The following is a 20100-nucleotide window of genomic DNA, read 5'->3' on the forward strand; positions in this document are numbered from 1 at the left end:
AGGACAATAGTCTAAAACATCATCTTGTCTGTCTTTCTAAACAAGTGTGAGGCTGTCGCACTCACACTTATCGGTAATCTGTTTTGTTAAAGAGCGAAAACGAATTATAAAGCATTTCATCTCATTGTCAATCAAAACTTTTCTCAAAACCTCGAAAAATCAGACTAACTGTGATATACTTACCTGTTCGTTCAATCACCGCCGAAGCAGCGAAGAACCGAACTATACCCCCCTCCTCAAAAACCGTCAACCCCCAAAACCGCAAAAAATTCCACAAAACCTAACAACAACCTGAAATACAAAGACTTTTATTTCAAAATATTCTCAAACCAAACTCAATCAACAGCAAAGGTCGTCTGAAATCCCTTTCAGACGACCTTTTCATTTTCTTACTGTCTAATTCAATTAGCCGATTTCGTTATACTTAGTCGGCAAACTGTTTTTTCATACGTTCGCGGCGTTCTTGTGCTTCCACGGAAAGTGTCGCAGTCGGGCGGGCAAGGAGGCGTTTGAGGCCGATGGGCTCGCCGGTATCCGCGCAGAAGCCATAATCGCCTTCGTCGATACTGCGGATGGTTGCTTGTACTTTACCTAAAAGTTTGCGCTCACGGTCGCGGGTGCGCAGTTCCAGCGCGTACTCTTCTTCTTGAGTAGCGCGGTCGGCAGGATCGGGAGCCGATTCGTGTTCTTGCAGGTGGCCGGTGGTGGCAGATGCGTTTTCAATCAGTTCGTCTTGCATTTTTACCAGCAGTTCGCGGAAGAATGCCAACTGGTCACTATTCATGTAGTCTTCTTCCGGGCCGTCCCAATTCAAAATGTCTTGTTCTGTCAGCTTTGCCATAATTTTTCTTTCAATCTATTGCGGGAAACGAAATGCTACTCAAGTGGTTTATTTTATTGATTTCTTAGGACTTCTTTTCTCAAGCCCGTTTGGAAATGGCGGCATGATACCATGTTTTCACAGTCGTGTTTTCGATTTTCACTTTTTTGCATTTTGCTTACGTCATACTGCAAATTCTTAATGAACTCGCTGTCTATTGCAGTAGCCACAAGTTGATTTGGCGGGTAATTTGGGGCGATAGACTGCTTAACCAGATCCACAGTAATAATGCCAATATACTACCTGAAAAATCGTAGCGTCCGTACTTTAAAAACTGTACGGGAGAAAGTATGGGGCGATATATCCGTTCCAGCGCGACGGAAAGTTGGGAATAGGGATCTTTAATACTGAGCACCATGCGGATAAATAACCCTATCAATAACACATAAGCTGCTGATTTAATTGTATTCAATACTGCCAGTATAAAATTGGCGATGATGATTTTTGCGCTGAATGCGGTAGGCTGCGCCACTAAAGTAATGAAGGTGAATGCGATGTAATATAACAACAGTCCCGACAACAGGCAGGCTGGGTCGTATTTTTTAACCGGCAGAATTTTATGTAGCGGGTTGACCAGCCAATCGGTTGATCGCTTGCTGAACGCCAAGAGCGCATGATTTTCACTCAATCCCGCCGCTTGCAGGAAGAGACGTGCCAAACACAGGATAACGATGCCGTCGGCAAGCAATATCAATAAATCTCCGCGCATTTTCAGACGACCTTATATTGTTGTGCCATTTCCTGCGAACGCTTGACGCAGGCTTCCACGCCTTGGGCAATGGCTTCGGCGACGCAGCATGATTTGAACGTTTCGATGGCTTCGTGGGTGGTTCCGCCTTTGGAAGTAACGTTTTGCTGCAGTTTCGCGAAGTCTTCGCCGCTTTGCTCTGCCAAGGCAACTGCGCCTTTAAACGTGGCGAGACTGAGGGCGCGGGCATCTTCTTCGCTGAACCCTTGCGCCTGAGCGGCAGTTTGCAGCGCGCTAAGCAGGTAAAAGACGTAGGCAGGACCGCTGCCGCTAATGCCGGTAATGTTGTGCAACTTGTCTTCTTCGTCCAGCCAAACGGTCAAACCGACGGAACGCATAATCCGGTCGGCGGTGGCGCGGTCGGCTTCGGATACTTCGGCTTCGGCAAACATGCCGGATACGCCCAAACCGATTTTTCCCGGCGTATTGGGCATGGTGCGGACAATGCGGCGTGTTCCGCCAAGGTAGCGGCTGAGGGTATCAATAGACAAACCGGCGGCAACGGATAGCACCAATGCGCCGTTGACACGAACGTTGTGGCACGCGGCTTCCATGTCCTGCGGTTTGACGGCAAGAATCAAAACGTCGTCTGAATGCAGTTCGGGCAGGGATTCAGAAACTTCAACATTCAATTCCTTTGCCAAACGCTCGCGTTTTTCCGCACCGCGGTTGGCGATGTGGATGCGGTATCCACCCTGCTTGACCAATCCGCCCGCGATGGCGGCTGCCATATTGCCGCCGCCTAAAAAGTAGATGTTCATAAATTTCCTTAAATTTTTAAATGAAATACATTTTATAGTAGATTAAATTTAAATCAGGACAAGGCGACGAAGCCGCAGACAGTACAGATAGTACGGCAAGGCGAGGCAACGCCGTACTGGTTTAAAGTTAATCCACTATACTTGGGGTCGTCTGAAATGCCGTTCCCACCAAAGCGGAAAATTTCAGACGACCTTTTTACCAACGAACGCTTTCGGGCAGCGATGTTCGGTGTAAACCCTGTTTTTCCAAAAATCTATTGCTGCCGGCTTTTTGGGCTTGCACCAGCCTGATTAGGACTCGCATGGATACCAGCCATCAACCGACAACCCGTTAACGTCAAACAAAGCAAAACAGTCAAGATAATCTGTTTTATTGACTGTCTTTCCCTTTTGGTTCCCGTCTGCCGAAAATCGCGCTGCCGATGCGCACATGCGTTGCACCGCATGCGACCGCCACAGGCATATCGCCGGACATGCCCATAGACAACACATCCGCGCGGACACCCGCCGCGTTCAGGTCGGCAAGCAGTTTCTGCATGGTTTGGAACTGAACGCGCAATTCCTCATCATCGCTGTCGGCTTTGGCGACACACATCAACCCGCGTACAACCACATTCGGCAACTTCGCCACTTCCACCGCCAGCGCGACCGCCTCATCGGGCGCAACGCCGTGTTTCGCCTCCTCGCCCGCGATATTGACTTCGATGCACACCTGCAAAGGCGGCATTTCGGGCGGACGCTGTTCGCTCAAGCGGCGGGCGGTTTTCAGACGACCTATCGTATGCACCCAATGCGCGCGTTCGGCAACAAATTTGGTCTTGTTTGACTGCACATCGCCGATGACGTGCCAAACAATGTCGGGCAAATCCGCAAGTGTTTCCGTTTTCTCGTACCACTCCTGAATATAGTTTTCACCGAAATCACGCTGCCCTGCGGCATATACCTCGCGGATGTCGTCTGAAGGGAAGGTTTTGCTGACAGCAATCAGACCCACTTCGCCCGCCTGCCTGCCCGCCTTTTGCTCGGCTTCGGCAATGCGGCGGCACACCTCCGCATAATTTTGTTGCAATACCGACATGATTTCTTCCTTTATTACATCAATTACAGCGATTTTGAAAATTTTACTTGGTCTGAACGGTTTATGTATTTAAAATAATACAATTTATCGGAACCTGAACAGGGAAATGCCCGGCATTCCGCATCCGCATTTTAAATCGGGTTCCGCCTCATTATTCTAAACTAAAACAAGGCCACATTATGCAGATTACCGACTTACTCGCTTTCGGCGTCAAAAACAAAGCTTCCGACCTTCACTTAAGCGCCGGAATGTCCCCCATGATCCGCGTTCACGGCGACATCCGCCGCATCAACCTGCCCGAAATGTCCGCCGAAGAAGTCGGCAACATGGTCACTTCGGTCATGAACGACCATCAGCGCAAACTGTTCCAACAAGATTTGGAAGTGGACTTCTCCTTCGAGCTGCCCAACGTCGCCCGTTTCCGTGTCAACGCATTTACCTCCAACCGCGGCCCTGCTGCCGTCTTCCGTACCATTCCGAGCGACGTATTGACGCTGGAAGACCTGCGCGCCCCGCGTATTTTCCAAAAAATCGCCGACAACCCGCGCGGCTTGGTATTGGTAACCGGCCCGACCGGTTCCGGTAAATCCACCACGCTGGCGGCAATGATCAACTACATCAACGAAACCCAACCCGCACACATCCTCACCATCGAAGACCCGATCGAGTTTGTCCACCAAAGTAAGAAAGCCCTCGTCAACCAGCGCGAGCTGCACCAACACACCCACAGCTTTGCCAACGCCCTGCGTTCCGCATTGCGTGAAGACCCCGACGTGATCCTCGTAGGCGAGATGCGCGACCCCGAAACCATCGGCCTCGCGCTGACTGCCGCCGAAACCGGCCACTTGGTATTCGGTACGCTGCACACCACCGGCGCCGCCAAAACCGTGGACCGTATCGTCGACGTATTCCCTGCCGGCGAAAAAGAGATGGTGCGTTCGATGTTGTCCGAATCCCTGCGCGCGGTTATTTCACAAACCCTGCTGAAAACCCGCGACGGCAACGGTCGTGTCGCCGCACACGAAATCCTCATTTCCACCCCCGCAGTGCGCAACCTGATCCGCGAAAACAAAATCGCCCAAATCAACTCCGCGCTGCAAACCGGTCAATCACACGGCATGCAAACCCTCGACCAAGCGCTGCAAACCCTCGTCCGCCAAGGTACCATCAGCCCCGACGTAGCCCGCAGCAAAGCGCAAAACAGCGACAGCATGACCATCGTCTGATAAATACATTCCATTATCGGGAACAAACCAGGTCGTCTGAAAACGCAGTTTCACAACGAGGAAGCCCGTTTCCCATTTTCAGACGACCTCCGCAAGGCAGGCAACACCCAATAACAAACAAACCGCCCGCCGGTCTCAATATTCACTTACTGATAAAGAGTACACAAAATGAGCGAAACAACTCCTTTACACGACTTACTCAGCGAAATGGTGCAAGCCTACTCGCAAAAAAACCAACCGCCGCACATCCCCACCCCCGCCGAAATCGGTACACACCTCCATCCCCTGCTCGACCGCATGTGCGTCGAAGCAGAAAAACGCGGCGCATCCGACATCTTCATCAGCGCAGGCTTCCCGCCTGCCGTCAAAGTCAGCGGTACCCTGACCCCCGTCCCGCACAAAGCCCTGACCGGCGAAGACACAGCCGCCATCGTCGAATCCACCATGAACCCCGAGCAGCTTGAAACCTTCAACCGCGAATGGGAACTCAACTACTCCGTCCAATCCCGCAGCAACACCCGTTACCGTGTCAACGCCTACCACGAACAAGGCCGCGTCGGCATGGTCTTGCGCCGCATCAACCAAGAAATCCCCGAAATGGAGAGCCTCGGCCTGCCCGCCAAACTCAAAGACCTCTCCCTTTCCCCGCGCGGCCTGCTGATCCTTGCCGGCCCGACCGGTTCCGGTAAATCGACCACCATGGCATCCATGCTCGACTACCGCAACCACAAAATGCCCGGCCATATCGTCACCATCGAAGACCCGATCGAATTCATCTACAAACCCCGCCGCAGCATCTTCACCCAGCGCGAAGTCGGCATCGACACCAACGACTGGAAAATCGCCGTCCAAAGCGCGATGCGTCAAGCGCCTGACGTCGTCTGTATCGGCGAGGTGCGCAGCGAAGCCAGTATGGAATACGCCCTCCAGCTTGCCCAAACCGGCCACTTGTGCGTCTTCACCATCCACGCCAACACCGCCGCCCAAACCATCGAGCGTATCATCAACTTCTACCAAGAAGACCGACGCAAACAAGTCCTCATGGATTTGGCACTCAACCTGACCGGCATCATCGGCCAACGCCTCGCCATCAAGAAAAACCGCAGCCAGCGTACCGCCGTCGTCGACCTGCTGCTCAACACGCCCGCCATGCAGGATTTGATTTTCAAAGGCGAACTCATGGAAATCCGTGAACTCATGATGCGCTCCGGCACAGACGGCATGCAGACCTTCGACCAACACCTGTTCGAACTCTACATCCAAGATCAAATCGAATACGACGAAGCCCTACGCCAAGCCGTTTCCACCAACGACCTGCGCCTGCGCATCCAAATGCACGAAGAAGGCAACGACCCCGACCGCCTCTACGACCGCATCAGCGATTTGAACCTGATTTCGTAAACACCCAATTTCAGGCAAAACAAAGGTCGTCTGAAAACCTGAAAAAACCCGGTTTTCAGACGACCTTTGTCGCGCTTATGGCAATAAAGCCACACCAACCAATGTAAACTGCTATTTAAACCTTTATCATTTTTCCCGCACTCCGCCTCTGCTGCCAAACGCGTCCCTCTCCACACAGCAAGGTTCATAAATCTTCATACTTTTCATCGCACTTTACGCAAATTATAAATCGCGCATCTCAACATTTCGGACGACGCAAATTCAGCCGTTTCAATGAATTACAAACGTTAAGCACTTGAGAAGATGGGTAACGCCTCGGCAAAGGCGGTTGCGGCTCATCCGCAAGCATCCGATACTGGATTCGTCGGAAGCAGAAACACGCTTCCTGTTTATCCGTGAAGGAGCATTATCATGAAAAAAACCTTACTGACTGTTTTATTGGCTACCGCTTCCGCCATCACTTTCGCTGACGGTTCTTTTACCGGCGCAGGCTTGGAAGTCGGCGCGGGCGCAACCAAAAGTGATGTGCGCAACGTTAATCTGAACGAAAAAACCAAAGGCGACGTTGCCGTACGCGGCAGCTACAACACACAATTCGGACAAAGCAACTGGATTGGCGGCGTTGAAGCCGGTGTCAAACCGCTGCACCGCAAAATCGCGGGCAATGCGAAACAAAAAGTCGATGCCAACGTTTCCTACGTCCAAGGCTACCGCCTGACCGACAATGCGCTGGCTTACGGTAAGGTCGGCTACCACTACGGCCGCTTCGACAATCTGGGCGCGAAACGCAACAATATGAACGGCCTCGGCTACGGCGTGGGCGCGAAATACGCCGTTGCACCGAATGTCGAAGTCGGTGCCGAATGGGAGCAAACCCGTTATAAAAAAGACAATTTGAAAGTCCACAACAACAGCTACATGGCTACTGTCGGCTACCGCTTCAAATAATCTTTTTTAAACAGGCAAAGGTCGTCTGAAACCGGATTTACGGTTTCAGACGACCTTTTTGTCGATTCGGGCATCTTAAACGATGCCCTCTTCTTTCAGCCTTCAGTCTTTACGCGTTTCCACCAAGACCATTTCGGTGGCGACGACGGGTTCGGCTTCAACTTTCGGCACATCCGCGCGGCGCAGGCCGGATTCGGGTTCGGGCTGAACCTGTTCGGCAAAGGCGGCGACGGCTTCGGGATTGGTTTCGACGAACACCAAACCGCCTAAGTCGGGCATCGCGGCAACGGCAGGAACAGTTTCTTCCGGCTCGGTCGCTTCCGCTTGGCCTGCTTCCGGCGTAGTTTGCGGTTCGGATTCTGCTGCCTGGGCAGCTGCGGCGGCAGCTGCGGCGGCGGCAAGGGCTTCGATGGCGGCGGCAGCTTCGCGTTCGGCTTTCCAAACGACCAGCTCTTCCTCCATTTCGGCGACGGCTTCGGCTTCACCTTCGGCAGGGACGGCGGTCATCGGTTGGTAGCCGTCTTCGGTTTCGATGGCGAACACGGAGGTCGGGGTATCTTCAACGCTGCCGATGGCGGAGTCGATGATGCTGCATTCGTCGTCGGTGCTGTCTTCGATCAGGATGCCGCTGTCCGCTTCTTCGCCTTCGATGGAGAACACGAAGGCTTCTTCAGTGGCCGCAACGGGTTCGGAAACGACGACAACCAAAGGCTCGACACTATCCTCGGGAGCGGGGATGGTTACGGCAAACGGTTCTTCTTCGACAGGCTCGCCCATGACGTGCGCGGCGGCGAAGCGGACTTTGTCGGCGGTATCGTGAATATTCAGGTACTGCTCGATTTTGGCGGCAGACGGAATATTGCGTTTTTTACCGTTTTGACGGCGGTCGCGCTGATTGTTGCGTTCGCGGCGGTCGCGTTGGTTGTTGCGCTCGCGTTGGCGGCGTTCGTTGCCTTTCGGCGCATCGTTATCAGCGGTTTGCACGCCCTCTTCCGCTGCGTTGTCCACTGCTTCGGACAAGGTTTCTTCCGCACGGATTTCCGCTTGTTCGCGGTTGCGTTCGTTGCGGTTGTTGTTGCGGCGGCGTTTACTGCCTTGCGCCTGCTCGCCCGAACGGGATTCGTTTTCAGACGACGTTGCGGCGGCGAGTGCTTGGACTTCGAGGTTTTCGGCTTCCGCGGCGGCGTTGCGCTCGTTTTGGCGGTTGCGGCTGCGGCGGTTGTCTTTGGCGTTGCGGGTTTCGTTTTCCGCTGCCTGATTGTCCGCTGCTTTGTCTTTGAAGTCCGCCACTTCGCGCACTTCTACCTTGCTGCCGTCATGCCTATTGTTGCGGCGCGGGTTTTGACGGCGGTTGTTTGCGCGGCGGTTGCCAGAATTGCCGTTGCGGTTGTTGCCGTTTGAAGTGCGTTTTTCCGCCACTTCGGCAACAGGCGCGGTTTCGGTTGCGGTATTGCCGCCGAAAATGCGTTTGAGCCATGCTTTGAAGGTATCCCACCATGAACCGCTTTTCTGCTCGGATACGGTCGGGGCAGGCTGGGTATGGCGCACGCCTTTGACGGCGGGTTCGGGACGGGCGGCTTTGGCTCTTTCGCTGCCGAAAGGTTTGGCGGATTCGTCTTCTTCCGGCTCGGCAACGCGTTTGTAGCTCGGTTCGCCGTCTTCTTCTACGTCGTCGATGCGGATGCGGTTGATTTCGTAGTGCGGGTTTTCCAAGTGGATATTCGGAATCAGGACGACGTTGACGTCCAAACGCTCTTCCATCGCAAACAGCTCGGCGCGTTTTTCGTTCAGCAGGAAGGTGGCGACATCGACGGGCACTTGGGCGTGCACTTCGCCGGTGTTGTCTTTCATCGCTTCTTCTTGAATGATGCGCAAAACGTGCAGGGCGGTCGATTCGATGCCGCGGATGACGCCGGTACCGGCGCAGCGCGGGCAGGCGACGTGGCTGCTTTCGCCCAAGGCGGGTTTCAGGCGTTGGCGGCTCAATTCCAAGAGGCCGAAGCGGGAAAGTTTGCCCATTTGCACGCGGGCGCGGTCTTTTTTGAGCGCGTCGCGCAAGACGTTTTCAACATCGCGCTGGTGCTTGGGGTTTTCCATGTCGATGAAGTCGATGACGACCAAACCGCCCAAGTCGCGCAGGCGCATTTGGCGGGCGACTTCTTCGGCGGCTTCCATATTGGTTTTGAAGGCGGTGTCTTCAATGTCCGCGCCGCGTGTCGCACGGGCGGAGTTGACGTCAATGGAAACGAGGGCTTCGGTGTGGTCGATCACAATCGCGCCGCCGGAAGGCAGGCTGACGCTGCGGGCAAACGCGCTTTCGATTTGGTGTTCGATTTGGAAGCGGGAGAACAGCGGCGTGTGGTCTTCATAGAGTTTCAGACGACCTACGTTGCTCGGCATGACGTAGCTCATAAACTCGGCAACTTGGTCATAAACCTCTTGATTGTCCACCAGAATTTCGCCGATGTCGGGACGGAAATAGTCGCGGATGGCGCGGATGAGCAGCGAGCTTTCCATGAAGAGGAGGTAGGGTTCGTGGTGCGCCTTGCCGGCTTCTTCGATGGCCTGCCAAAGCTGTTTGAGGTAGTTCAAATCCCATTCCAACTCTTCCGCGCTGCGGCCGATGCCGGCTGTGCGGGCGATGATGCTCATGCCGTTCGGAATGTCGAGTTCTGCCATGGCGGCTTTGAGTTCTTGACGCTCTTCGCCTTCGATACGGCGGGATACGCCGCCGCCGCGCGGGTTGTTGGGCATCAATACCAGATAGCGTCCGGCCAGGCTGATGAAGGTGGTCAGCGCCGCGCCTTTGTTGCCGCGTTCGTCTTTTTCGACTTGGACGATGACTTCCATGCCTTCTTTGAGCACGTCCTGAATACGCGCCCTGCCGCCTTCGTAATCTTGGAAATACGAACGGGACACCTCTTTAAACGGCAAAAAGCCGTGGCGGTCGGTTCCGTAATCTACGAAACACGCTTCCAGCGACGGCTCGATACGGGTGATGATACCCTTGTAAATATTACCTTTGCGCTGCTCTTTACCCAGCGTTTCGATGTCCAAATCCAAAAGGTTTTGCCCATCGACAATGGCAACGCGCAACTCTTCGGCCTGCGTTGCATTGAACAACATTCTTTTCATAATCATTACCTCGCACAGGCGGGCAGCCTTTTCAGACGACCTGCCTGCTCTTTGTCAGACACTCTGCGAGGCGGGCGGGATTGGGCATAGCCCGCGCCCCTTTTCGGCGCGGAATGCAGAAACCCGGATGAGCAATCAGTTTTTGAATTGAAGTCCGCAAGGTTGCACGCCGCCCAAAACAATGCGGCCGTGTGCGGAAGGATACGGATAAAGAAGGCAATAAAGAACAATGCGGCGGAACACTCCGTCCGCCGCCGAAGTCCGGACGGTACAGGCCCGGCTTGAAAAACAGGTAGCCGACATCTTCTTATTATCGTTATGCCGGAAGTTTCGAACGGTGCGGCGCGGCAGGTTTGTCAAACACCCGCCCCTCGTCTTATGCCCGGTCAAATCGGCAAAATCAAATCAAACTTAATCACGTTCCTGCGTTTACGGGCTTTGGCATAAACGCAGGGAAAATGCTTTGCAGAGTGCGTTTTTAATATAAAATCTCGTTTTAACAATACCATCCGTCCCATACGGCCTGTTTGTACAGGTTTCTGCCGAAACGGATGTTCGGGATTATAGATGAAAACGCACGCAATAAGCAAAGATTCAGTCAGCCTGATTACCGTCGCCGAACACGAAGCCGGACAACGCCTTGACAACTATCTGATAAAAATCCTCAAAGGCGTACCCAAAAGCCATATCCACCGCATTATCCGCGCCGGCGAAGTGCGCCTGAACAAAAAACGCTGCAAGCCCGACAGCCGCATCCAAACAGGCGACCTGCTCCGCATCCCGCCCGTGCGCACCGCCGAAAAACAAAGGTCGTCTGAAAACCGCGCCCAAGCCGTACCCGCGCGCGAATTTACCATCATCTACGAAGACGACGCATTGCTCGTCATCGACAAACCCGCAGGTATCGCCGTCCACGGCGGCAGCGGCGTGAGCTTCGGCGTCATCGAACAAATCCGCCGCGCCCGCCCCGAAGCCCGCTATCTCGAACTCGTCCACCGACTCGACAAAGACACCAGCGGCCTCCTGATGATCGCCAAAAAACGCAGCGCGCTCGTCAAACTGCACGAAGCCATCCGCAACGACCACCCCAAAAAAATCTACCTCGCGCTGGGCGTAGGCAAACTGCCGAACGACAGCTTCCACGTCAAACTGCCCCTGTTCAAATACACCGGCGCGCAAGGCGAAAAAATGGTGCGCGTCAGCGAAGACGGACAATCCGCGCACACCATTTTCCGCGTGCTCAACCGCTTTTCAGACGACCTCCTGCACCAAGTCGGACTCTCGCACCTCACCCTCGTGCAAGCCACCCTGAAAACCGGCCGCACCCACCAAATCCGCGTCCACCTCCAATCGCAGCAATGCCCCATTGCCGGCGACGAACGCTACGGCGACTACCAAGCCAACAAACGCCTCCAGAAACTCGGTTTGAAACGAATGTTCCTGCACGCCGCCGAGCTGCACCTCGACCACCCGCTGACAGGCGAAAAACTCACCTTAAAAGCCCCGCTGCCGCAAGATTTGGCACAATTTGTCCTGATGTTGGAAAACGCGGGGAAGGTCGTCTGAAACCCGTAGCGTGGGCTTTGCCCACGAAATAAATGTGAAAATAAAGACAGTTTTAAATTGTCAGACAACAAGTTTCGCAGGCAAAGCCCACGCTACAACTCCACTGCTCTGAGAACCTAATCCCTTAATAACCCCACGCCTTTCAGACGACCTTTTTTTCCGCTACCATAACGCCCGACACAACACGGACCAACACCATAACGCCCGACACAACACGGACCAACACCATGACCCCGACACAGCAACTCCAATCAGGCATACAGGCATTAGGTTTGGACCTATCCGCAGAACAGCAAACCCTACTGCTCGCCTATACCGGCCTGCTCAAAAAGTGGAACAAGACCTACAACCTCACCGCCCTGCGCGACGAAGCGCAAATGGTCAGCCACCACCTGCTCGACAGCCTGACCCTGCTCCCCTACCTACAAGGCGCGCACACTATGCTGGATGTCGGCTCCGGCGGCGGACAGCCCGGCATTCCCGCCGCCATCTGCCGCCCCGACCTCAACATCACCCTTCTGGACGCCAACACCAAAAAAACCGCCTTCCTGCAACAAGCCGTCATCGAACTCGGACTAAGTAACGTCCGCGTCGTCAGCGGCCGCGTCGAAGCCGTTCAAGACTTACAAGCCGACATCATCACCAGCCGCGCCTTCGCCGAACTCGCCGACTTCGTCAACTGGACGGCACACCTGCTGAAAGACGGCGGCCGCTGGGTCGCCATGAAAGGCGTGTACCCCGAAGAAGAAATCGCCAAACTCCCCGACACCGTCGCCGTCGAACGCGTCGAAGCCCTCCACGTCCCCGGCTTGGATGCAGAACGGCATATGGTGGTTTTGAAGAAGGTTTGAACCTTCCGAACGTTTAGCCTGAATATTGCAAAGGTCGTCTGAAAACCCGAAACAGGGCTTTTCAGACGACCTTTCGGTTTATGGCTGCTTCGTTGCAAAATATAAACACGGTTTGTCATAAATAAAGATAATTATTATCAATTATTTCGATTAAGCAAAAATATTTCCTATAATGCCGCATCCCTTCACCTTTCGAGTTGAACATGCAATATTCTGCCCGCCTTTCCCTGCTTCCCGCCCTGATTGCTTCCGCCTTCCCGCTGTATGCCGCCGATACCACTGATAGCGAACATTACACTGCTACGCTGCCCACCGTTACCGTGGTCGGACAGTCCGACACCAGCGTACTCAAAGGCTACATCAACTACGACGAAGCCGCCGTTACCCGCAACGGCCAGCTCATCAAAGAAACGCCGCAAACCGTCGATACGCTCAACATCCAAAAAAACAAAAATTACGGTACAAACGATTTGAGTTCCATCCTCGAAGGCAACGCCGGCATCGACGCTGCCTACGATATGCGCGGCGAAAGCATTTTCCTGCGCGGTTTTCAAGCCGACGCATCCGATATTTACCGCGACGGCGTGCGCGAAAGCGGCCAGGTGCGCCGCAGCACTGCCAACATCGAGCGCGTGGAAATCCTGAAAGGCCCGTCTTCCGTGCTTTACGGCCGCACCAACGGCGGCGGCGTCATCAACATGGTCAGCAAATACGCCAACTTCAAACAAAGCCGCAACATCGGTGCGGTTTACGGCTCGTGGGCAAACCGCAGCCTGAATATGGACATCAACGAAGTGCTGAACAAAAACGTCGCCATCCGCCTCACCGGCGAAGTCGGGCGCGCCAATTCGTTCCGCAGCGGTATAGACAGCAAAAACGTCATGGTTTCGCCCAGCATTACCGTCAAACTCGACAACGGCTTGAAATGGACGGGGCAATACACCTACGACAATGTGGAGCGCACGCCCGATCGCAGCCCGACCAAGTCCGTGTACGACCGCTTCGGACTGCCTTACCGCATGGGGTTCGCCCACCCGAACGATTTTGTCAAAGACAAGCTGCAAGTCTGGCGTTCCGACCTCGAATACGCCTTCAACGACAAATGGCGCGCCCAATGGCAGCTCGCCCACCGCACGGCGGCGCAGGATTTCGACCATTTCTATGCAGGCAGCGAAAACGGCAGCCTAATCAAGCGCAATTACGCCTGGCAGCAGACCGACAACAAAACCCTGTCGTCCAACTTCACGCTCAACGGCGACTACAACATCGGCCGTTTTGAAAACCACCTGACCGTAGGCTTGGATTACAGCCGCGAACGCCGCAACCCGACATTGGGTTTCAGCCGCGCCTTTTCCGCCTCCATCAACCCCTACGACCGCACAAGCTGGCCGGCTTCGGGCAGGCTGCAACCCGTCCTCACCCAAAACCGCCACAAAGCCGACTCCTACGGCATCTTTGTGCAAAACATCTTCTCCGCCACGCCCGATTTGAAATTCGTCCTCGGCGGCCGTTACGACAAATACACCTTTAATTCCGAAAACAAACTCACCGGCAGCAGCCGCCAATACAGCGGCCATTCATTCAGCCCCAATATCGGCGCAGTGTGGAACGTAACGCCTGCCCACACACTCTATACCTCGTATAACAAAGGCTTCGCGCCTTATGGCGAACGCGGCGGCTATTTGAGCATCGATACTTCGTCTTCCGCCGTGTTCAACGCCGATCCCGAATACACCCGCCAATACGAAACCGGCGTCAAAAGCAGTTGGCTGGACGACCGCCTCAGCACCACATTGTCCGCCTACCAAATCGAACGCTTCAATATCCGCTACCGTCCCGACGCGCAAAATGATCCCTACACTTGGGCTGTCGGCGGCAAACACCGTTCGCGCGGTGTGGAACTGTCCGCCATCGGACAAATCATCCCCAAAAAACTCTATCTGCGCGGCTCGTTGGGCGTGATGCAGGCGAAAGTCGTTGAAGACAAAGAAAATCCCGACAGAGTGGGCATCCACTTGGACAACACCAGCAACGTTACCGGCAACCTGTTCTTCCGTTACACGCCGACCGAAAACCTCTACGGCGAAATCGGCGTAACCGGTACGGGCAAACGCTACGGCTACGATTCAAGAAACAAAGAAGTCACCACGCTTCCCGGCTTCGTCCGCACCGACGCCATGCTCGGCTGGAACCGCAAAAACCTGAACCTCACTTTCGCCGTCGGCAATCTGTTCAATCAAAAATACTGGCGTTCCGACGCCATGCCCGGCGCGCCGCGCACTTATACGGCACGGGTGAATTACAGTTTCTAATCTCGGACAGGAAATGGAACAAAGGTCGTCTGAAAACCCGTGTTTCGAGTTTTCAGACGACCTCTCGTTTTGGTATGCGGGATATGCCTTATCCCAGCGAGACCATTTCGATTTGTTCCATGCTGCGTCCGAGGAAGCGTTCGCCTATGGTGCGGAAGCGCAGGGGGATGTCGCTGACGTAGAAGCGGTAGTCGGGGCTGTCGTTTTTAGTGTTGAGCAGCCCTGCTTGGGCGAGTGCTTGGGCGGTCGCTTCGGCGGTGGTGATGGCGGAATCGACCAGGGCGACGTTTTGCGCTTCTTTGCCGATTAGGGGCTTGAGCAGCGGGAAGTGGGTGCAGCCGAGGACGAGCGTGTCAATGTCGTCCACCAAGAGCGGTTTGAGGTATTCGCGCACGGTCAGGCGGGTCACTTCGTGGTCGAGCCAGCCTTCTTCCACCAGCGGCACGAGCAGCGGCGTCGCCTGCGTGCGCACGAGCGTGTCGGGGTTTTGGGCGTGGATGGCGCGGGCGTAGGCGTTGCTGTTGACGGTGGTGTTGGTGGCGATGATGCCGATTTTGTTGTTGCGCGTGGTGTTCAGAGCGGCCTGCGCGCCGGCAGAAATCACGTCCAATACGGGCATATTGCCTGCTTTTTGACGGATTTTTTGTCCGGCAACGGCGGCGATGGTGTTGCACGCGATGACGAGCGCCTTGACATCGTTTTCCAGCAGGAAATCGACAATCTGCATGGCGAAGGTTTCGATGGTGGCGCGGGATTTGGTGCCGTAGGGAACGCGGGCGGTGTCGCCGAAGTAGATGATGTTTTCCATCGGCAGGCGTTCCATCAGGGCGCGGACGTTGGTCAGTCCGCCAACGCCGGAATCGAAAACGCCGATGGGGCGTTGTTTGCTGATAGTCATGATGCGGTTTGTACGGATTAGGTATGATGGGGCGGATTGTACACGTTCGGCGCAAGGCTTAACAGGGATGAGGTCGTCTGAAAGGGTTTGAGTTGTGTGGAAACGGCGTTTTCAGACGACCTCTGCGGCGTTTGGACGGCAGACGGCAAAGATGCCGATTAAACATCTTTATCTAACTTTATCCTCCCTTATGTTTGCAAATGCCCGTAAATCCAGCATAATTAAGGTTTTTAGAACACGATAAGGCTGATTTCATGAGCGAGGGCGCAACCTTTTCCCGCCTGCTTCCCGACGAAGAGTCCACACTCGAGCTGGGCGAAAGTTGGGCAAAATCGCTGCACGCGCCATTGGTCATCCATCTGCAAGGCGATTTGGGCGCGGGGAAAACCACGTTCACGCGCGGCATCCTGCGCGGACTCGGACACACCGGCGCGGTCAAAAGCCCGACCTACGCCATCGTCGAATCCTATCCGCTGGAAGCGTTCACGCTCCATCATTTCGACCTTTACCGCTTTGCCTCGCCCGAAGAATGGGAAGATGCGGGTTTGGACGACCTGTTCTCCCCTGACAGCGTCTGCATCATCGAATGGCCGCAACAGGGTGGCGCGTTCACTCCGCCCGCAGACATCACCGTATCCCTGAATCACGCCGCGCAGGGCAGGACCTGCACCGCTACCGCACACACCGCCAACGGACAAAAAAGTTTAGAAGCATGGTTAAATTCAAACTGACACGAAGACAAGTCGTCCGCCAAACTGCCGGACTGTTGTTCACCCTCACGCCGATTGCCTCCGCCCTCGCCAAAGCCGCGCCGCCAGCCCAATTCGTCGCCGCCCGTATTTGGCCTTCGCACGCCTATACCCGTATCACCATCGAAAGCTCGCGCGCGCTGCAATATCAGCATTTCGCCTTGGAAAACCCCGGCAGGCTCGTCGTTGACATCCAAAACGCCAACATCAACAGCGTCCTGCAAGGCATTTCCGGCAAAGTCCTGCCCGACGACCCCTATATCCGCAGCATCCGCGCCGGACAAAACACCCCGACGACCGTGCGCGTCGTGATCGACCTCAAGCAAAACGCCCATCCGCAAGTCTTCTCGCTTGCCCCTGTCGGCGGCTTTAAAAACCGCCTCGTGATCGACCTTTATCCGCACGGCGTCGATGCCAACGACCCGATGATGGCGCTGCTCAACGGCAACCCGCCAAAACGCATGCAAACGCAACGTCCTGCCGAACGCACGAACATTGCCCAAGACACGCCTCCGCGCTCCAACCGCGGTGGACGCCGTCCCGTCATTATGATAGACCCCGGTCACGGCGGCGAAGACCCCGGTGCCATCGGTCCGAGCGGCTTGAAAGAGAAAAACGTCGTCCTCTCCATCGCCCGCGAAGCCAAAAACCGCCTTGAAAGCATAGGCTACACCGTTTACATGACCCGCAACGAAGACATCTTCATCCCGTTGGGCGTGCGCGTCGCCAAAGCCCGCGCCCGTAATGCCGACGTGTTCGTCTCCATCCACGCGGACGCCTTCACCAGCCCGTCCGCGCGCGGTACCGGCGTGTATATGCTCAACACCAAAGGTGCGACCAGCTCCGCCGCCAAATTCCTCGCCCAAACCCAAAACAACGCCGACGCCATCGGCGGCGTTGCCAAAAGCGGCAACCGCAGCGTCGATAACGCCATTCTCGACATGACCCAAACCGCCACCATGCGCGACAGCCGCAAGCTCGGACATTCCGTCCTGACCGAATTGGGCAAACTCAACCAACTCCACAAAGGTCGCGTTGACGAAGCCAACTTCGCCGTCCTGCGCGCGCCCGACATCCCTTCCATCCTCGTTGAAACCGCCTTCCTGTCCAACCCGACCGAAGAGCGGCTGCTCGGCAGCGACTCCTTCCGCCGCCAATGCGCCGATGCCATCGCCACCGGCATCCAAAAATACGTCAACAACGCCGTATTGCGCAGAGGGTAAGTTAGGTTTGCCGGAAAAGATAAAAGGTCGTCTGAAAACAGGTTTTCAGACGACCTTTGCTTTTAAACCTTCTTTACAGTGCAGCTTATTCCTTGCCGATGCCTTTATCCAGCCCTTGCGTCAGACCGTTGATGTCGCCGCCGTTCAGGCCCAATTCTTTCAAGAGGCCGTCAACCAGCGGGGCTTGGCTGCGGTAGCGCAGGGCGCTGTTGACCATTTGGTCGGCGAGGCTGGCTTGTGTGGTTTGACCGTCCGACACGCCTTCGGAGCCGTTGGCAGCGCCGCTGAATCCGCCCAAGCCGTTGACTTGCAGAATCTTGATGTCGTCGATGTTTTCCATCGGACGCACGGATTCGCGGATGATGTCGGGCAGGTGTTTCAACAGGGCGAGGCGCACTTGCATTTCGACTTGCTCGACGCTCAGGACGTTGGCGGCTTCGTTGACGGCACGGGTACCTTCGGCATCGACTTTGTATTGCTGCTCTTGCGCTTGTGCCAGCAGGACTTTGGCATCGGCTTCACCTTTGGCTTGCAGGCGTTGTTTCTCAGCTTCGGCTTCGGCGGCGATGCGCACGGCTTCGGCGCGGTCTTGTGCGGCCTGTTTCTCAGCTTCGGCGGCGACGGTGAGCGAAATCGCGTCTTTTTGCGCGGCTTCTTCGGCGGCAATCAGTTCAACCGCTTTGGCACGTTCGGCGCGTTCGGTTTCGCGTACGGTAATCACGCTCTCTTCTTCACGCACGGCGGCGGCGCGGGCTTTGTCGGCCTCGGCTTTGGCTTCGGATTCTGCACGCGATTTCTCGGCAACGGCGATGGCGCGGTCTTGTTCGGCAAGCTCGATGGCTTTGCGGCGTTCGACCTCCGCCTGCTCGACGGCTTGGGCTTTGCGGATGTCTTCGTTTTTAATGTCGCGTTCGGCGGCGATGCGTTTCAAATCCACTTCGCGCTCGGCGGCGATTTTGGCTTCTTCCGCCTCGCGTTTTTTCTGCGCTTCCTGCTCGGCGATGCTGGCTTCCTGTTCGGCGCGGCGCACGGCGATTTCGCGTTCTTGTTCGAGTTTGGCGTATTCTTCTTCGCGCGAGATTTTCAGGCGTTGCTGCTCGGCTTCGAGGTTTTTGGTTTTAATCGCCAAATCGGTATCTTGTTCGATTTCGTTGCGTTTTTTGCGGCGGCCTTCGATGGTTTCGGTCAGTTTGGTCAGACCTTCCGCGTCAAAGGCGTTTTGCGGGTTGAAAAACTCAAAGCTGGTTTGGTCGAGGCCGGTCAGGGAGACGGTTTCGAGTTCGAGGCCGTTTTTAAACAAGTCTTCGCTGACGACTTGTTGCACTTTTTGAACGAAATCAACACGTTTCTCGTGCAGCTCTTCCATCGCCATTTCGGCGGCAACGGCGCGCAGGGCATCGACGAATTTACCTTCAACGAGGTCTTTCAATTCGTCGGGCGACATGGTTTTCATACCCAGCGTTTGCGCGGCGGTGGCGATGCTCTCGGCGCTGGGTTTGACGCGGACGTAAAATTCCGCCATGACGTCAACGCGCATCCGGTCGCGGGTAATCAACGCCTGCTGCGCCGCGCGGCGCACTTCAAGACGCAATGTGTTCATGTTGACGGGGATGATTTCGTGCAGCACGGGCAGCACCATCGCACCGCCGTTCATGATGACTTTTTCGCCGCCGAAGCCGGTACGGACGAAGGAGACTTCTTTGCTGGCGCGGCGGTACAGGCGGGTGAGGATGAGGCCGAGTACGAACAGCGCGACGAGTATGACGCCGGCGATGATGCCGATGGAAACTAAGTTCATGGGTTTTCCTTTCTTGTTGTCGATATACCCTTGAGGGGCGTGGGTTCAGACGGTTTTTTTAGGGTTTGGGGTCGTCTGAAAAGGTTAAAAATAGCAGTTTTAAAGGTAGGTCAGATTCTCGAATCTGACGGCTTTTGAGATGGCAGGCTTTTGTCGGATACAAGTATCCGACCTTGTATATCGAAACACCCGTATCATAGCAACAAACCGCCCGCCGCCACCCGCATCCGACCAAGGCAAACAACCGTTGCGTAGCTCAGGGAGCGGCCGGGCAACCCATCGACACAACCGGACAGTTGCCAGACAACACAACCGAATGCAAGGCAGGTTTATGATGAGTACCCAATACAACTGTGCAGGCATCGACATCGCCAAACGAAACTTCGTCATCGCCGTTTCGTCTTTGTCTAAAACCAAAACCAAAACCGAAACCAACAACCCCAAAGGTATCGCCCATACTATCGAATACCTTAAAAAACACAACGTCGCCCTCGTCGTCATGGAAAGCACCGGCGGTCTCGAAATT

The 20100-nt window shown here is 55.2% G+C and carries 16 protein-coding genes and 2 pseudogenes; 10 read left to right on the top strand and 8 right to left on the bottom strand.

The window, feature by feature from the left end; translation table 11 throughout:
• Positions 1-424 precede the first annotated feature (424 nt).
• From dksA to proC, 3 genes are all read right to left on the bottom strand, one after another.
• Positions 425-841: an RNA polymerase-binding protein DksA gene (gene dksA, locus HMPREF1028_RS08765; protein WP_003767066.1), complete on the bottom strand. Its 417-nt coding sequence runs from the start codon at positions 839-841 to the stop codon at positions 425-427.
• A gap of 193 nt (positions 842-1034) precedes the next feature.
• Positions 1035-1589 (bottom strand): YggT family protein, encoded by a 555-nt coding sequence (locus HMPREF1028_RS08770; RefSeq protein ID WP_009312434.1) that lies wholly within the window; start codon positions 1587-1589, stop codon positions 1035-1037.
• 2 nt (positions 1590-1591) lie between these two features.
• A complete protein-coding gene (proC, locus tag HMPREF1028_RS08775; RefSeq protein ID WP_009312435.1) occupies positions 1592-2389 on the bottom strand; it encodes a pyrroline-5-carboxylate reductase in 798 nt (265 codons plus the stop codon).
• Between the two features lie 27 nt (positions 2390-2416).
• On the opposite strand from proC, the pseudogene HMPREF1028_RS14755 reads away from it, so the two are divergent.
• Positions 2417-2533, top strand: a pseudogene (locus tag HMPREF1028_RS14755) (IS5/IS1182 family transposase); the annotation flags it as partial.
• Positions 2534-2759: 226 nt separating this feature from the next.
• Here the strand turns inward: HMPREF1028_RS14755 and HMPREF1028_RS08780 are convergent.
• Positions 2760-3467, bottom strand: coding sequence for a YggS family pyridoxal phosphate-dependent enzyme (locus tag HMPREF1028_RS08780; RefSeq protein ID WP_009312436.1), 708 nt, complete (start codon positions 3465-3467; stop codon positions 2760-2762).
• Between the two features lie 179 nt (positions 3468-3646).
• Between HMPREF1028_RS08780 and HMPREF1028_RS08785 the strand changes: the two genes are divergently transcribed.
• The 3 genes from HMPREF1028_RS08785 to HMPREF1028_RS08795 all read left to right on the top strand — a co-directional run bounded on the left by HMPREF1028_RS08785 (position 3647) and on the right by HMPREF1028_RS08795 (position 7042).
• The gene (locus HMPREF1028_RS08785; RefSeq protein WP_003767088.1) at positions 3647-4693 is read left to right on the top strand and encodes a type IV pilus twitching motility protein PilT; all 1047 of its coding nucleotides are present in this window, start codon (positions 3647-3649) and stop codon (positions 4691-4693) included.
• A 168-nt stretch (positions 4694-4861) separates the two neighbouring features.
• Positions 4862-6094, top strand: a complete 1233-nt coding sequence (locus HMPREF1028_RS08790) for a PilT/PilU family type 4a pilus ATPase (protein WP_009312437.1) — start codon at positions 4862-4864, stop codon at positions 6092-6094.
• 411 nt (positions 6095-6505) lie between these two features.
• The gene (locus tag HMPREF1028_RS08795; protein WP_003767081.1) at positions 6506-7042 is read left to right on the top strand and encodes a porin family protein; all 537 of its coding nucleotides are present in this window, start codon (positions 6506-6508) and stop codon (positions 7040-7042) included.
• Between the two features lie 102 nt (positions 7043-7144).
• Here the strand turns inward: HMPREF1028_RS08795 and HMPREF1028_RS08800 are convergent, their stop codons facing one another.
• Positions 7145-10177 (bottom strand): Rne/Rng family ribonuclease, encoded by a 3033-nt coding sequence (locus tag HMPREF1028_RS08800; RefSeq protein WP_009312438.1) that lies wholly within the window; start codon positions 10175-10177, stop codon positions 7145-7147.
• Positions 10178-10744: 567 nt separating this feature from the next.
• On the opposite strand from HMPREF1028_RS08800, the gene HMPREF1028_RS08805 reads away from it, so the two are divergent.
• The 3 genes from HMPREF1028_RS08805 to HMPREF1028_RS08815 all read left to right on the top strand — a co-directional run bounded on the left by HMPREF1028_RS08805 (position 10745) and on the right by HMPREF1028_RS08815 (position 14906).
• Positions 10745-11743: an RluA family pseudouridine synthase gene (locus HMPREF1028_RS08805; RefSeq protein WP_009312439.1), complete on the top strand. Its 999-nt coding sequence runs from the start codon at positions 10745-10747 to the stop codon at positions 11741-11743.
• 227 nt (positions 11744-11970) lie between these two features.
• Positions 11971-12594, top strand: a complete 624-nt coding sequence (rsmG, locus tag HMPREF1028_RS08810; RefSeq protein ID WP_003759807.1) for a 16S rRNA (guanine(527)-N(7))-methyltransferase RsmG — start codon at positions 11971-11973, stop codon at positions 12592-12594.
• A gap of 203 nt (positions 12595-12797) precedes the next feature.
• On the top strand, positions 12798-14906 hold the full coding sequence (locus tag HMPREF1028_RS08815; protein WP_009312440.1) for a TonB-dependent receptor: 2109 nt from the start codon (positions 12798-12800) through the stop codon (positions 14904-14906).
• An 88-nt stretch (positions 14907-14994) separates the two neighbouring features.
• On the opposite strand, the gene murI is transcribed toward HMPREF1028_RS08815, so the two are convergent.
• Positions 14995-15807 (bottom strand): glutamate racemase, encoded by an 813-nt coding sequence (murI, locus tag HMPREF1028_RS08820; RefSeq protein WP_156798120.1) that lies wholly within the window; start codon positions 15805-15807, stop codon positions 14995-14997.
• A 14-nt stretch (positions 15808-15821) separates the two neighbouring features.
• On the bottom strand, positions 15822-15953 hold the full coding sequence (locus HMPREF1028_RS15725; protein WP_283118737.1) for a hypothetical protein: 132 nt from the start codon (positions 15951-15953) through the stop codon (positions 15822-15824).
• A 105-nt stretch (positions 15954-16058) separates the two neighbouring features.
• Here HMPREF1028_RS15725 and tsaE point away from each other — a divergent pair, with 105 nt between their 5' ends.
• On the top strand, positions 16059-16535 hold the full coding sequence (gene tsaE / locus HMPREF1028_RS08825; protein WP_009312442.1) for a tRNA (adenosine(37)-N6)-threonylcarbamoyltransferase complex ATPase subunit type 1 TsaE: 477 nt from the start codon (positions 16059-16061) through the stop codon (positions 16533-16535).
• On the top strand, positions 16517-17776 hold the full coding sequence (locus HMPREF1028_RS08830; protein ID WP_009312443.1) for an N-acetylmuramoyl-L-alanine amidase: 1260 nt from the start codon (positions 16517-16519) through the stop codon (positions 17774-17776). Before tsaE ends, HMPREF1028_RS08830 begins: the two co-directional genes overlap by 19 nt.
• A gap of 85 nt (positions 17777-17861) precedes the next feature.
• On the opposite strand, the gene HMPREF1028_RS08835 is transcribed toward HMPREF1028_RS08830, so the two are convergent.
• Entirely contained in the window at positions 17862-19574 is a 1713-nt protein-coding gene (locus tag HMPREF1028_RS08835) for a flotillin family protein (protein WP_003743659.1), read from the bottom strand.
• Between the two features lie 334 nt (positions 19575-19908).
• On the opposite strand from HMPREF1028_RS08835, the pseudogene HMPREF1028_RS08840 reads away from it, so the two are divergent.
• Positions 19909-20100: pseudogene (locus tag HMPREF1028_RS08840) on the top strand (IS110 family transposase); the annotation flags it as partial.

The organism is Neisseria sp. GT4A_CT1, assembly GCF_000227275.1.
Taxonomy (GTDB): domain Bacteria; phylum Pseudomonadota; class Gammaproteobacteria; order Burkholderiales; family Neisseriaceae; genus Neisseria.